We start from the raw sequence: 14282 nt of genomic DNA on the forward strand, positions 1-14282 counted from the left end.
TGTCAGGCCATGCCAACACCAAGAGCCATCAGCCGTCAGCGATCAGCCGTCAGCAATCAGGACAGTTTTCTGGCTGCCTTTTGAACGGAAAGTCTAAGTGGCTTTCCGTTTGTGGCTTTTTGTTTTGCTGTTTGCAAAAGCCTTTTGGTGAGCTTTTTGCTGAAAGCTGAGGGCTGATCGCTGAACGCTTTTTCAAGTGACATGCCAAAAGTCAGACTTTGCGCTTACCCTGGGCCAGATTCAAGTCAAAAACGATCAGACTGCTTCCTGCACATCACCCATTGCAATGGCATTACATTTATGACGCATTTCTCATCAAGGCTGGTTACGCTGAAGGCATGAAACGTTATTTGCTGCCTGCATTGCTGCTTGTTGGATGCCAGACCACCTCCAGCACCCCCAATCCAAATCCGGATGTCACCCTGGAAACCCGAACTGAAAACATCCGTCAAAAATTCAATGTGCCTTCCCTCAGCCTTTTGATGGCCTCTGACCAGAAGGTGCTTTCGCAAACGGTGACCGGGGTCCGCAAATACGGTGCGCCAGAGAAAGTCACCTTGCAAGATGTGCATCACCTCGGGTCCATTTCCAAGTCTTTCACGGCCACCCTGATTGCTTCTCTGGTGGAACAGAAAAAACTCAGCTTCCAGAGCACCCTGAAAGACCTGTTTCCTGAAGAAACAATGCTGCCTGCACTGGAAAACGTGACTGTGCACCAGTTGTTGATTCACCGCTCGGGGTTGGTGCCCAATCTGGAGATGCAAGAAGATTGGTTGGATGCCAGCATCCCTCTGGCACAACGCAAAGCCAGTTTTCTGAAGGCCACCCTCTTGCACGGGCTGAAAGCGAAAACCTCTGCCCAGAGCATCAACGTGGTTCCGCCGTTTGAGTATTCCAATGTGGGCTATGCGTTGCTGGCCATGATCGCGGAGCAAGTGGGCAAAAAAAGCTACGAATCTCTGCTCGAACAGCACATTTTCAAACCCCTTCAGATGAAAACTTGCAGTGTGGGCTTTGTCTGGGACACCAAAACGATCAGCCAACCCTGGCCACACACCGAACAGAATGGCCAGCCTGTCCCCATTTCACCCGAGTATCCCTCCAAAGCCAATGGACATGTGATTGCAGGAAACCCAGAGGTGATCAATGGCGCAGACAATGTGAGGTGCAGTCTGCCTGACCTGAGCCGTTATCTGCAAGCCCACATGAACGGCGAAAACGGCAAAAATGGGATTCTGAAGTCCGAAACCTTCAAGTTGCTGCACACCCGCCATGTGCAAAACATCGGTCCGAACGTCAATGTGGGTTATGGATATGGCTGGATGGTCACCAACGATGCCAAAGGCAACCTGGTGTTTTTGCACGATGGCAGCAACACCCTCAATTATGCTTCTGCCATTGTGCTCCCTGCTGCACAAAGCATTTTCATTGCAGCCACCAACATGGGAGATCCTGAAGCCACAGGTGCAGGCCCTTCGGCAGTCGCAGCAGGAATGGAAGAAATGATTCAGGAAGCCAGCAAAACGGGCGCAGCCATGCAAGTGACACCAGAGCAGTTGCACCCTCTGGGCCTGCAGGGGTTTTGACGGCCCCTCCAATTCTGTTAAAATGGTTTGGTTTGTTGCGGTGACTGGCGCAGCGTGGAGTACCACGGGGAAGCCGCAACAGGAAACATTGCCGCACGCCTGGGCACAGAAGCTGAACCCCCAAGGAGGGCTTTTCGTGCGCGCAATTCTGTCTGTCAGCAACAAAAGTGGCATCGTGGACTTTGCAAAAGGTCTCGTGGACAAAGGTTTTGAGATCATTTCCACTGGTGGAACCTTCAAGACCCTCAAAGATGCAGGCGTAGCGGTCCGTTACGTCACCGAAATCACCTCCTTTCCAGAGATTCTGGAAGGCCGGGTCAAGACGTTGCACCCTGCGGTGCACGGTGGCATTCTGGCCCGCCGGACCCCTGAGCATCTGGCCCAACTGCAGGAGCAGAACATCACCCCCATCGATCTGGTGTGTGTGAACCTGTACCCCTTCCGCGAAACCATTGCCAAGCCCGATGTGACTTTTCAGGACGCCATCGAGAACATCGACATTGGTGGTCCTGCCATGATCCGTGCCAGTGCCAAAAACCATGAATCGGTCCTGATTGTTGTGGACCCTTCCGATTACTCCGAGATTCTGGGCAACCTCGGGAATGTGACCTCCGAGTACCGCAAGTACCTCGCCCAGAAGGCTTTTGCCCACACGGCTGCTTACGACACGGCCATTGCCAATTATCTGGCCCCTTCCACAGGTCTGCCCGAGCAGAAAACCGTGGAACTGAGCCGCACCATGGAACTGCGTTATGGTGAAAACCCCCACCAGAAAGCCGCCCTGTACCGCGAAGGCAGCCAAAAAGGTGCAGTTCTGGACGCAGAAGTCCTGCACGGCAAGGCCATGAGCTTCAACAACTACACCGATGCAGAAGCCTGCTGGAATCTGGTCACCGAGTTCGATGAACCCACCGTGGTCGGTGTGAAACATGCCAACCCCTGCGCTGTGGGCACCGGAGACACCCTTGCCGAGGCATGGCAACGGGCTTACGAGGCCGATCCTGTGAGCATTTTCGGTGGCATTGTGGCTGTGAACCGTCCTCTGGATGCTGACACCGCCCGCGCACTCAAAGACGTGTTCCTTGAGGTGATCCTTGCCCCCGAGTACACCCCAGAGGCCTTTGAAATCCTCAGCAAAAAGAAAAACCTGCGCCTGATGAAAGTCGCCGATGCACCCAAACCCACTCTGGATTACAAGCGCATCAATGGGGGCTTTGTGGTTCAGGAAGCCGACACTCTGGGCTTGGAAGGCATCGAGCAGACCGTGGTCACCGAACGTGCACCCACCGAGCAGGAACTGAGAGACCTCCTGTTCACATGGCGTGTGGTGAAACACGTCAAATCCAATGCCATTGTGATTGGCAAGGATGGACGCACCACTGGCATCGGAGTGGGTCAGGTGAACCGCATCTGGGCCACCGAGCAGGCCATCGAGCATGCCAAGGAGCACGCTCATGGGAGTGTGCTGGCTTCGGATGCCTTCTTCCCCTTTGACGATGTGGTGCGCACCGCTGCTGCTGCTGGCATCACCGCCATCATCCAACCCGGCGGATCCGTCCGGGACGAGGACAGCATCAAAGCCGCCAATGAACTGGGCATCGCCATGATCTTCACCGGTGTGCGCCACTTCAGACACTAAGGGATTATGCAACCGATTTACGGAAAAGACTCCGCCAGAGACATCAAGTACAATGTCAAACTGGAAATCGCCCGCTGGAATGGGGCTGGCATCTCACCGCGCATGGCGGTGGTGCTGGCCTCCGCAGACCCGGCCAGTCTGGTGTACGTGCAAAGCAAAAAACGGACTGCTGAAAGCCTCGGAATTGCCCTGACGGTTTTTGATCTGGGTGCCGAAGTGTCCCAGCAGGTGCTGGAAAACACCCTGCATCGCCTGTCAGACAGCGCAGAATTTCAGGGGGTGATGCTGGAGTTTCCTCTGGCCCCCCATCTGGACCCCGAGAAGGCTCTGGCCAAAATTGCTGCACACAAAGATGTGGAGGGCCTCTCCCCTGCCAACCTGTCTTTGATTGCGACGGGGCGTGAAAAGGATGCCATTCTGGCACCCACCCCGCACGCCTGCATTCTGCTTGCAGAAACGCAGGGGCCTTTGATCGGAAAACGGGTGGCGGTGATTGGGCCGGGTCGCACCGTGGGCCGTCCCCTCATCAGCATGCTGATCAACCGTGGGGCAACCGTCACTGTGGTGACAGAACACACCCGGGATGTCCGTGAAACTTTGAAGGACTGCGAGGTGGTTTTCGTCTGTGTGGGCAAGCATGGCCTCCTGAAAAAAGCCGCCATCACCGAAGGCCAGATCGTGATTGATGCAGGCATCAACGTGATCAACGATGGCCTGAAAGGCGACGCTGACCCAGAGATCTACCCGATGCTGAAGGCGTATTCTCCGGTGCCGGGCGGGGTTGGGGTGGTCACCAGTGCCCTGATTTTCCAGAATTTCGTGCGGGCTCTGGAACTTCAAGCAGAAGAAAACGGAGGTGCCCATGACCCTGTGGAATGAGAACATCGAAGACCTGCTGAACCAGACCGCCAGCGATGCCCCCACCCCCGGCGGTGGATCGGTGGCTGGCCTGACGGCTGCTTTTGGTCTGGGACTCGTGATCATGGCTCTGGAAATCTCCAGACCGAAAAAGAATGCCGATGTGGTGGGCATCGATGCCCTCTTGCTGGAAGCCAGAGAACGCCTGACCGTCCTGAAAACCCATGCAGATCGGGATGTCGCTGCCTTCGAACGTTACATGGAGGCTTTGAAACTCCCCAAAGGCTCTGAAGAGCGCAAAGTGGCGGTCAAAGAGGCCACACGCAATGCTGCCTTGACCCCTCTGGCAGCTGCCAGAGATGTGGTGCAGGCCCTGAACATTGCTGAAAGGGCTGTGCCTCTGGCCCATTCCAGCATCATCAGCGATGTGGGGGCAGGAGTGGCAGTGCTCCATGGCGCAGGGCAGGCTTTTCTGCTGACCGTGGACATGAACCTCAAGTACGATGCAGATCTGAAATCTGAACTCGGTGCAGAACGCCAGCAGGTCGCTGAAGAAATGCAGCACCTTCAACAGGGCATTCTGCAAGAAGTCTCTGCCCAATTGGTCTGAAGTTTTTGGCTTGCTGAACAACACCGGCCCCAAAAGGGCCGGTTTGTCTTTTACCACAACAAAGAAAGTTTTTGGCTTTGCGACTTGGCTTTGTTGATTGATTTTAAGTGACTGGAACAGAACTTGTATAGCCATGTTCAAAACTATCAAAGGCAAAACTTTTTTGTTTTGGTAGCGTTTCCATATGAAACAACCCAGTATGGGAGACCGGAAACGGTCTCAGATCAGTCATGCACTTTTGGGACTCAGCCTCTCGCTCGCTCTGGCCAGCTGCGGTCTGTTTGCCGCACCACCCAAACCCCAACCCGAACCCACCCTGAACCCCTGGAACAAAGAGGTGCTCTATTTCGCCCTCACAGACCGCTTTGCCAACGGGGATGTCAGCAACGACAATGGCGGCACCAGCAAGCCTGAAGACAAAGCCGACAAGAACATCCCCACCGTCTGGCACGGAGGGGACCTCAAAGGCATCACCCAGAAAATCAAAGAAGGCTACTTCCAGAAACTCGGGGTGACCGCCATCTGGATTTCCCCGGTTTACCTTCAAGTGCCCGCTGTGGTGGCAGGTGATGGTCCCAACAAAGGCAATTTCCACGCAGGATATGCAGGTTACTGGGCTGAGGACTTCTTCAAAGTGGACCCCCACTTCGGCACTTTGGCCGACCTGAAAGAACTGGTCAAGATTGCCCACGACAATGGTCTGAAAATTGTGCAGGACATGGTGGTCAACCATCTGGGCTACGAAGCCAAACTGTCCAAAGACAAACCTGAGTGGTTCAACACAGGCGAAGGCTGCGATGTGGACTGCACTCTTGCTGGCCTTCCAGATTTCAAACAAAGCATTCCGGAAGTCACGAAATTCCTGAACGACTCGGTGTCCTACTGGGTCAAAGAGGTCGGCATCGACGGCATCCGCATGGACACCATGAAACATGTGGAAGACAACTACTGGAAACAGTTCTTTGCCAAAGGGGGTGCAGGAGATCCCAGCAAAGTCTGGACCGTCGGAGAAGTGCTCTCTGGCGACATCAACTTCAACAAGAAATTCATCAACGATCTGGGAAGCCCTGCCCTGTTTGACTTCCCCCTGCAATTTGCCATCAAAGACCACCTGAGCAGCGCCAACGGAAATCTGAATGGAATTGCCAGCATTTTTGATCAGGACAGTGCTTACAACGATCCCAGCAAACTGGTCACCTTGATCGACAACCACGATGTCAAACGCTTCATGAGCGAAGCCCTTGAAAGGGGTGTCGGGGAAGCCGAAGCCAGAGAACGTCTGGACATGGCCCTCAGCCTGATTTTCTCTTCCCGTGGCACCCCCAGTGTGTATTACGGCACCGAAATTGCCATGCCCGGCAAAGGGGACCCTTACAACAACATCAAAGGCGAATCCAACCGTGAAGACATGGACTTCAGCAAACTGGATTCCAGCACCCTCGATGAGCGCATCAAAGCCCTCAGCGATGCCCGCAAGGCCAGCAAAGCCCTGACCTTTGGCAAACAGGACATCCTGTCCCGCCCGGCCACCAACGGAGGACAACCCCTGCTGGCCTACCGCCGCACCCTCGAAGGCTCAGATCCTGTGGTGGTGCTGGTCAACAACAGCAACACCGACCTGAACCTGAATGCTCTGGCTGCAGGCAAAGTGCAACTGCTCGGCACTTTTGCAAAAGGCAGCCTTCTGGCTGAGCTCACAGGCCAACCCCACGCCATCGTTTTGGATGCCGATGGCAACCTGACCGGCACCATCGCCAAACGCAGCGTGCTCATCCTGACCGCCAAAGGTGGTACGGTTCCCGGCACAGACAGCACCCTCCCGAGCCCAGCAGCTCTGGACAAGGTGACAGGATTTGGAGCCGTGAAATTGACCTGGACCCCTGTGGTCAGTGACCGTGTGGGTGGATACCGCGTTTACACCAGCACCAACGGCAAAGATTTCAAAATGTACAACGCCGAGCCAGCTCCAGCCAATCAGGGCAGTTTGATGGTTGAAGGTCTGGACCCTGCCAAAACCTACACCTTCAAGCTGATCAGTGTGGGCAAAGATGGACGGGAAGCCACCAATGGACCCACCACCACGGCCTTGCCGAATGCCAAAGCCAAAGTCACCTTCACAGTGGATGCGCGTTCTCAGGGTGATGCACAAATTCAGGTGCGCACCTTTGCCAACGGTGAAGTCCGTACCCCCCTCAACCCTGTGGACGGTCAGAAGGGCTTCTACACCGGTGTGGTGGAACTCCCCATCTTCAAGAAAACCGAATTCAAATTTGGCAACGCTTCACCTGCAGCCAAGAACAGCGGCTACGAAGGCACGGGATTTGCCAACCGTGAAATCACCCCGGATGAGCCCACCGAAACCGTGTCTGGTGTCTACAACTTCATCACGGTTCCAGAGCCTGACAGCTTCATCTCTGGCAAGGTGACCTCTGGTCCTTCTGCCCTGAAAGACATTTTGCTGGAAGCCGCTCTGGACCCCAATTACTACTTTGCTTTCACCTATGCCGATGGGACGTATCACCTGCCTGTCCCCAAAGACACCAAAACCAATGTCACTGCCCAGAAAGTCGGTTACCGTTCCCAGACCAAAGAAGCCACCGCTGGCAGCACCGATGTGAACTTTGATCTGGTGGTCAGTGCGCCTCTGAAGTACACCCTGGACGGCAATTTGGCAGACTGGAAATCACCCAAAACGGTGGTCACCAACCGTACAGGTGGCTATGACACCAAGTGGGGCGAGGGCAACCTGTTCAAGTCCTTGCGTCTGGACAGCGACGACAACTACCTCTATCTGGCATACACCTACACGGCATCGGGCAACTCTGCTCTGGTTCACATCGATGTCAAAGATGGTGGGTTCCTGAACGCCGAAGGCCTCAGTGGATGGTCTGTCAAAGCCACCTTTGCACAGGGGATTGACGCTTTCATTGGGCAATACCAGAACGACAATCCCCAGTTCTGGATCCACAACAATGGCACCCAGGTCAGCCCCAGCAGCAATTTTGATCAGGCCAAAGGCACTTCTGCCGATGGAAACACCACCGAACTGGCCATTCCATGGAGTGCGCTGGGTCTGGCAAGCAAACCCGCTGCCGTCAATGTGTATGCAGGCATCTTTGGTGGTGGATGGGGTGCAGGTGACATTCTCCCCTCTGAATTCTCCACCCCTGCATTTGCTGGAAACACCATCCTCTCTGACGATCCACGTCAGGTCACCTACACCAACCCCATCAAACTGATTCCCTGAGTTTTGAAGTCAAAGAGAACCCCGAGCGTGCTCGGGGTTCTCTTGTTGCTGTGATGCTCAAACATGAAATCAAAACAGCTTCATTGGGTCATTTCTTTGACAATCTGTTTGAGGGTGGACAGGGATGCCGGTTTCAAATTGGCTGCACCGATGTCCTGATAGAGTTCCAGCGGCAAATCCACACCTTTGCTTCCAGGAGCCACAGAGACCAGCACGCCATTTTCGGTGTAGAAAGCCCAGTAATCACCATTGTCCAGGTCATCGTTCTGGTTTTTGTCCAACCAGGCCATCAACACATAGTCAAAAGCCATGCTGACCTTGAGTCCATAATTGACCGCTGCCACAGGATTCTTCACCTGTAAGGCCTCACTGGCGTTGTCATCACAGATGTTGTTGGGATCGCTGGTGAGTGCACAGGCAATCACATAGGTTCCCAGGGCATTCAGGGCACTGGGTTTGACCTGCACCGTCAGGAAATCGGTTCTGACTTTGTTTCCAGAGGTGGCCGTCACAGCAATGGTGTAATTGCCATTGGAGTTCGCCAGAGCCGTCACATCGATGCGGTAATTGTTGTTCCCAAGGTTGACCACCTTGGCCTGCAATTTGGGATCAACATTTTCCAGAGCGATGCCTACAGCTTCATTGAACCCACCGGTCAGGCTCAGGTGCATGCTGGCAGAGGTGCTCTGGCCGGCTTCCAGGGTGACCACAGGTTCATCCAGCACCAGATTGAAATCGGGGGTGGGGTTGGTCTGGGCAGCTTGCACTGCAGACAGTGCATTGATCAGACCTGCTCCGCAAGCACCCACAATTCGGCACTGGGCGTTGGTCAGGGGGGTTGCAGTGTTCTGCAGGATTTGCAACGCGGAAGCATAATTCAGGTCAGGTTTGACACTCTTGAGCAAGGCCACCACACCAGCCACGTGGGGTGCTGCCATGCTGGTTCCTTGCAAATACATGTAATTGAAGGCCCCTCCGTTCTGACGGCTGATGCTCAGCACGCCATCAGGGTCTCCATTGTTGTCCAGGTCTTCAGCCATTTCCCCACCGGGGGCCATGACATCGATGCGAGCACCGTAATTGGAGAAGCTGGAACGGTCGTTTTCAAGACCCGTGGAACCCACAGTGATCACATTTCCACAACTGGCCGGGCTGAACTGGCTGGCATCCATGTTGGAATTTCCTGCAGCCACCACCACAATGATGCCTTTGTCTTTGAGGAGGTCAAAAACCGCCTGATAGGCAGGCAGGTCTGCACAACTTGCCATGCCTCCCAGGCTCATGTTGATGACCTGTGCAGGGTTGGCGTTGTCAGGAACCCCATTCACTTTTTCTCCACCGGCCCAGAGCAAACCATCAATGATGTCTGACAGGCTGCCACCTTCCAGACCCAGCACACGCACAGGAAGGATTTTGGCTCCCCATGACACCCCTGCCACCCCCACACCATTGTTGGTGGCTGCAGCAATGGTTCCAGCCACATGCGACCCGTGGAAGGAGGTGGTTTCGATGGTGCCATTGTCTTCTGGATCGCTGTCACGGGAATTGCCATCTCCAGTGGGGGTGTTGGCGGTCAGGGTGACAAAATCGTAGCCCGGCAACAACTTCCCTGCAAAATCAGGGTGTTTTCCAATGATCCCCGTGTCCAGCACAGCCACCGTGACATTGCTGCCTTTGGTGATGTCCCATGCTGCTGGCAGGTTGATGTTCTGGTAGTGCCATTGCTCTGCAAAAAAAGGATCATTGGGGGTTGCCATGGGGTACATCATGTAGTCTGGCTGGGCGAACTCCACCTCTGGTCTGGCTTTGAGGGCCTCCACGACCTGCAGGGTTTCCGCTGGAGAGGCGGAATCCACCGACATGAGTTGCATGCCTGTGTTGCCCAGGGTCCGCTGCCACTTGAGGGTTTTGCCCGCGACCTGCACAACACCCTGTTTGCTGAAACTGCTGTTCTGGCGGTACTTCACCAGCACTTTGCCGGGAATCACATCCGGACTGATGGTTTGTCCAAACAGGGTGGATTTGACCCCATGGGCAGAAGGGGATGCCTGCTTGTTGCTCTGGTTCAAAAACCCCACCTGTCCTTCAATGGTGGCCGTGGTGGGTGTGGTGGATCCGCCGCCACATGCTGTCAACAGCACACCGAGAACAAGGGCATTGAAACTGTACTTGAAGATGGAATGTCTCATGGTTCCTCCAGAAAATGGGCTCAGGTTGAAACGCTGAAATGCAAAGTGTGAAACACCTGCACTTGGCTTTGAACAATCTAGAACCTGAACGATGATTCCAGCATGATTGGCCTCCAGAGAGCACCAAAAGGGAGCTGGTTTGAAAACGCTGCAAAACCAGCAGCCGCAGAAATGCAAATGAGATGTGCACCTTCAGCCCACATCCAGCCAAATGGGGTTCAACTCATGCACACTTCATTTGCAGGTTAACACTTTTGTTTCTTCCATCCATTGACGAACATCACATCATGGAGCAAAGTGAAGCTTTTGAACGGTTTCAAATGTTTTGTGCAACAAAAAGCACGAAAACAAGACTGTTTTCGTGCTCTTGCTCAGGGTTCTGTTCAAGGATCAGAGGGGGATTCTGTGGGTTTTGTTTCCAGCATTTCAAGGTCCATGGGCACTTGTTCTGAGGCATAGAGGTCTGTGTGTTCTTCAAGCCAGCGTTTTCGGTACACCATGAAGGCTGCGGTGGCCGTGTCTTTGATGGTGAGGGCATTCATGGTTGCTCCCACCGCTGCACCCACCAGAGGAACCAGTTGCAGGGCTTTGCGCTGGGTCAAGTTGATGCCCAGGCTTTTGGCAATCTCTCGCACACCAAGCTTTTCAAGGGTTGCCGGAAGCATCACTGCGATGACTTTGTCCAGACCTCCACCCTGCTGCAAGACACGGGTTACCGCCTGCATGCTGAACATGAATTTTTCCCTCTGGCCCACATCCAGCGCAGACGCAGAGCCCAGAATTCCACGGGCGATGGCTTCTTCTTCCGGGGTGTCGATGCGGTAACCGTATGCTGCAGCCACCTGACGGATCACCCTCTGGGTCACGGTGATCAGGATGGGAATGTCCAGAAGAATGGTGGTCCAGCCTCCTGCACCTGCGGCTGCGCCAGAAGCCGTTCCCATGCTGAGGTTTTCCAGAATGATCTTGCGGGCCACGGTGTCTCTGGCTTGCAGTTCGCAAGGGATGTTTTTGCGGGTATCCGCAACGCTTTTTTCAATTTTTTCTTCGTCCAGCAGACGGTCTGCCAGTGTTGCCGTGCTGTCCAGAGCCTGTTCGATGGCACGGGTGACCCGGTCTGTCATGGACTCGGGAATGTACTTGCCCACCGTGCCAAGGCTCTTTTCGATCAACAGGGCGGTTTTCTTGCCGGTTTGTTCCAGAGCAGAAGGCTTGGCCTGACGCCAGCGTTCAATGTCGGACTGGGCTTTCAGGTGATAGGCTCGGGCCTGCTGGGATTGCTCGTACAGCATGACCTCCATGCTGGTTTCTGTGGTTTCTGGAGTGTCATTTTCAGGGCCGATGGGGTCAGCAACAGGATGTTCGTTTTCTTGAGACATGGGGACTCCTTGATTTGGATATGTCTTGAGTGAAACAAAAGTTCCCCCTGTGCAATCCAGAGGGAACTTTTTCGACATGAAATTTAAAGCTCTTCGACAACCAGTGTACCGAAATACATCATTTGCAAGCCATCGTGCGCCTGCAGGATTTCACGGATGCGTTGCTTCTGCTCACTGTCGGCAGCATGAATGCCCACAGTGGCTGCACCCTCTTCCCAGGCTTTCTGGTGTTCTTGCAAAATCACACTTTCGTCGCCAAAAGAATTCAAGTTGGCGGTCAGCTGGTCCTTAAGGGGATCGTCTTGACTGGTGTGCACAATCACATCTGCAAAACCGGCCTGATGCAAATCCTGACGGGCACCCTCCAGTTGCTCACGTCGAACCACAGCCACCACATAACCTTTGGGATAATTTTCGTTTGCTTGCGGCATAAAACTCCTCTCTGGGGTCAGTCTGTCATCAGGACAGGGCGCCTTGCAGCAGCAAAACACACGATCCACAAAGGATCCGTTTCAATTTGCAAGCTGGACTGCGAACTTCAGCGGTTCAAGAGGCGCACTTTGCGGGCCAGCAAACACACGTCTTTCCACTGGAAAGCTTTGGACCAAACTTTTTCGAGGGCTTGAGGCAGATGCTCCCAACTGGTCACCAGAGTGCCCTGAATCTTCCAGTGGCTTTGCACAGGTGCTTCTGCTGCTTCAGCGGTGTAACCCCGTCTGCCGACCGCAGAAACAGCCTCTGTGGATGGGTTGGAAAGCTCAGGGTACACCAGCACAGGATAAACCCGGGTTCCCACCAGAGCTTCGAGGGCCTGACTGACGTGCCATGCCTGCTGAATGGCGTGGTCTTGCCTTTCCCCACCCACAAAAAACTGTTCTCCGTTTTGCTGCAAAGCACCACTGCGTTTTTGAGAAAACAGGGCAAAGACCCCTCGATTGGACACCAGCACATGCTCAATCTGGTGACGGTGGGCCACCACATCTTCACGGATGAACCATTCGTCTGAGAGCGTGTAAATGTGCTCTTCTTGTCGAACAGATTTGAAAGGCGAGGCAAGAGGCACGGAACTGGTGTATGTACTGGGCACTCGGGCAATGGTCATGCTCCACCTCCAGATGGGTGCACGTCATGGCACACATCTCACACTCCATTTTTGCATATTTATGCCCACATTGCATAGGTATTGTAAAAATTTTTTCATTCTGATATAGATGACACTTGAAATTTTTATGTAATTGTATCCCAAGAACTCCGATCTGTTCGAATGATTTGCCGAAAAGCATCTGTTGTCTAAATGTCTTTTTTACAACTCAGCTTGTTACAGGAAATTCCCGATTGAAATCTCTATGCAATTTGTTATACATTGATAGATCAAAAAAAAGTCCCCCGAGTTCGGGGGACTGATGTTTTTCGGCTTACTGGGCCAGAGCCACCGGAGAACGGTTGACTTTGACTGCAGGCTTGCTGGCCTCCAGAGAACGCAAACCCCTGCTGATGTCAGCGATTTGCTTGGGAGACAGGGTGCCCATGTCGTGGGAAGTCAGGTAAGGCAGCAACTGGTCCGGAGTGAGCAGTTTGATGCCAGAGGCTTCCAGACCGTGCACATCGCTGCCACTGAAAATGGCAATGGGAATGGCGCGGGCTTTGACCTGCGATTCAATCATGGCATTGCACATCTTGATGGTTTTCACGATGTAGTCGTGGGCGTTGCCGTTGATCATGATGCTGTTGCCACTGGCCGTGACGGTTCCGGTGGCGCTTTGCTGGAAGATGGTGAAGAGGCCAAAGCGGGACACCACAGCGAAATCAATGTTGTGGTGGTCCAGACCGATGTCTTCACGGATGTACCAGTCGTCATTCAGGGAGAAAATCGCATCTCCCAGGCGAGCAGGACGGGCAGGGGCAGCCTGAGTGGGAGTTTTCTTCTGATTGCGACGGAACAGCAGCATGCAAACCTCCGGTGAATGCAAGGAATCTTTAAGATCTTGTTACTGGATTGTAACACATTTGTGTGTGGTGTGTAAGGTGGTGTTCTCTGGACCAAGTCCAGAAATCAGATCTGAATCCCGACCTGTACAGACCAGAGCGGAAACGCAAATTCTACGCTTCCGCTCTTTTTGGGTAAAACTGCTGTTGCATTTCTGTGGTTTTTGGGGTCAGTAGCGCCATTTCTTGGCTTCGTCCTGAAGCACATTGATCCGTTTGAGCACTTCACGCAATTCTGTGTCGTTGTGAACGGGCGTGACTTTGAACAACAAATGGGTTTTCAGACGCTCTGGGGAAAAGATTTTCAGGGCTCCAACCTCAGTGCCCATGATTTCACTGTCGCGGAACACCATGATGGGTTCCAGAGGGACACCCAGATACTTGCGGAGGGGTTTGAGCACACCCGTCACGTCGGTGGGCAGGGGCTCGATTTTTTCATTGTTGACGTACAAACCCCGTGGCGTGGCCGTCACTTTACCCCGCTTGGCAGGCTCAAAGATGCAATACACCCCATAAGGCGAAACCGCAACATAATCCACGGTCATGCGGTCAATGGTAACATTTTCGCGGATCAACCATTCATCGGGCATTTCACCCAGAATGTCCCCTACACCCTTGGGTGTGGGTCTGGGTTGAGGCAAACTTGGGGCCGCTGAATCTTCAGGGTCGTCGTGATCTTCCAGATCGGGTTCCACGGGTTTGGGTTTGAAGAGTCGTTTGAAGAAGGTCATAGAAGCAACTCCCGTTGGTGTCTGAACTGCCCACAGGCAGCGATACCCAATCATACC

General features: G+C 53.8%; 11 protein-coding genes and 1 riboswitch. Of the genes, 5 read left to right on the forward strand and 6 right to left on the reverse strand.

Annotated elements, in window-relative coordinates:
- Positions 1-338: 338 nt before the first annotated feature.
- The 5 genes from Q371_RS07045 to Q371_RS07065 all read left to right on the forward strand — a co-directional run bounded on the left by Q371_RS07045 (position 339) and on the right by Q371_RS07065 (position 7940).
- Positions 339-1586, forward strand: a complete 1248-nt coding sequence (locus Q371_RS07045) for a serine hydrolase domain-containing protein (RefSeq protein ID WP_157442579.1) — start codon at positions 339-341, stop codon at positions 1584-1586.
- A 30-nt stretch (positions 1587-1616) separates the two neighbouring features.
- Positions 1617-1698: riboswitch (ZMP/ZTP riboswitch) on the forward strand.
- A gap of 24 nt (positions 1699-1722) precedes the next feature.
- Positions 1723-3225, forward strand: a complete 1503-nt coding sequence (gene purH / locus Q371_RS07050; RefSeq protein WP_034338498.1) for a bifunctional phosphoribosylaminoimidazolecarboxamide formyltransferase/IMP cyclohydrolase — start codon at positions 1723-1725, stop codon at positions 3223-3225.
- 6 nt (positions 3226-3231) lie between these two features.
- Positions 3232-4104: a bifunctional 5,10-methylenetetrahydrofolate dehydrogenase/5,10-methenyltetrahydrofolate cyclohydrolase gene (locus Q371_RS07055; protein WP_051963561.1), complete on the forward strand. Its 873-nt coding sequence runs from the start codon at positions 3232-3234 to the stop codon at positions 4102-4104.
- On the forward strand, positions 4088-4693 hold the full coding sequence (locus tag Q371_RS07060; RefSeq protein WP_034338160.1) for a cyclodeaminase/cyclohydrolase family protein: 606 nt from the start codon (positions 4088-4090) through the stop codon (positions 4691-4693). The genes Q371_RS07055 and Q371_RS07060 overlap by 17 nt, the downstream gene beginning before the upstream one ends.
- Before the next feature lie 184 nt (positions 4694-4877).
- Entirely contained in the window at positions 4878-7940 is a 3063-nt protein-coding gene (locus Q371_RS07065; RefSeq protein ID WP_245618268.1) for an alpha-amylase family glycosyl hydrolase, read from the forward strand.
- Between the two features lie 80 nt (positions 7941-8020).
- Here Q371_RS07065 and Q371_RS07070 read toward each other — a convergent pair whose 3' ends face one another.
- The 6 genes from Q371_RS07070 to Q371_RS07100 form a co-directional block, all read right to left on the reverse strand.
- Positions 8021-10129: a S8 family serine peptidase gene (locus Q371_RS07070; protein WP_051963567.1), complete on the reverse strand. Its 2109-nt coding sequence runs from the start codon at positions 10127-10129 to the stop codon at positions 8021-8023.
- A 383-nt stretch (positions 10130-10512) separates the two neighbouring features.
- Positions 10513-11508, reverse strand: a complete 996-nt coding sequence (locus Q371_RS07075; protein ID WP_051963572.1) for an EcsC family protein — start codon at positions 11506-11508, stop codon at positions 10513-10515.
- Between the two features lie 83 nt (positions 11509-11591).
- A complete protein-coding gene (locus tag Q371_RS07085) occupies positions 11592-11939 on the reverse strand; it encodes a hypothetical protein (protein ID WP_034338168.1) in 348 nt (115 codons plus the stop codon).
- Positions 11940-12046: 107 nt separating this feature from the next.
- A complete protein-coding gene (locus tag Q371_RS07090; RefSeq protein ID WP_034338171.1) occupies positions 12047-12610 on the reverse strand; it encodes an NERD domain-containing protein in 564 nt (187 codons plus the stop codon).
- A 313-nt stretch (positions 12611-12923) separates the two neighbouring features.
- Positions 12924-13457: a hypothetical protein gene (locus Q371_RS07095; protein ID WP_034338173.1), complete on the reverse strand. Its 534-nt coding sequence runs from the start codon at positions 13455-13457 to the stop codon at positions 12924-12926.
- A 207-nt stretch (positions 13458-13664) separates the two neighbouring features.
- Positions 13665-14225, reverse strand: a complete 561-nt coding sequence (locus Q371_RS07100; RefSeq protein WP_034338176.1) for an NERD domain-containing protein — start codon at positions 14223-14225, stop codon at positions 13665-13667.
- Positions 14226-14282: the final 57 nt, after the last annotated feature.

Source organism: Deinococcus misasensis DSM 22328 (genome assembly GCF_000745915.1).
Taxonomy (GTDB): Bacteria; Deinococcota; Deinococci; order Deinococcales; family Deinococcaceae; genus Deinococcus_C; species Deinococcus_C misasensis.

Excerpts from the sequence above, each read along its gene's own strand:
- Q371_RS07045 (WP_157442579.1), top strand. The coding sequence starts at position 339 with ATGAAACGTTATTTGCTGCCTGCATTGCTGCTTGTTGGATGCCAGACC.
- Q371_RS07065 (WP_245618268.1), top strand. The coding sequence starts at position 4,878 with ATGAAACAACCCAGTATGGGAGACCGGAAACGGTCTCAGATCAGTCAT.
- Q371_RS07100 (WP_034338176.1), bottom strand. The coding sequence starts at position 14,225 with ATGACCTTCTTCAAACGACTCTTCAAACCCAAACCCGTGGAACCCGAT.
- Q371_RS07075 (WP_051963572.1), bottom strand. The coding sequence starts at position 11,508 with ATGTCTCAAGAAAACGAACATCCTGTTGCTGACCCCATCGGCCCTGAA.
- Q371_RS07095 (WP_034338173.1), bottom strand. The coding sequence starts at position 13,457 with ATGCTGCTGTTCCGTCGCAATCAGAAGAAAACTCCCACTCAGGCTGCC.
- Q371_RS07090 (WP_034338171.1), bottom strand. The coding sequence starts at position 12,610 with ATGACCATTGCCCGAGTGCCCAGTACATACACCAGTTCCGTGCCTCTT.
- Q371_RS07085 (WP_034338168.1), bottom strand. The coding sequence starts at position 11,939 with ATGCCGCAAGCAAACGAAAATTATCCCAAAGGTTATGTGGTGGCTGTG.
- Q371_RS07060 (WP_034338160.1), top strand. The coding sequence starts at position 4,088 with ATGACCCTGTGGAATGAGAACATCGAAGACCTGCTGAACCAGACCGCC.
- Q371_RS07070 (WP_051963567.1), bottom strand. The coding sequence starts at position 10,129 with ATGAGACATTCCATCTTCAAGTACAGTTTCAATGCCCTTGTTCTCGGT.
- Q371_RS07055 (WP_051963561.1), top strand. The coding sequence starts at position 3,232 with ATGCAACCGATTTACGGAAAAGACTCCGCCAGAGACATCAAGTACAAT.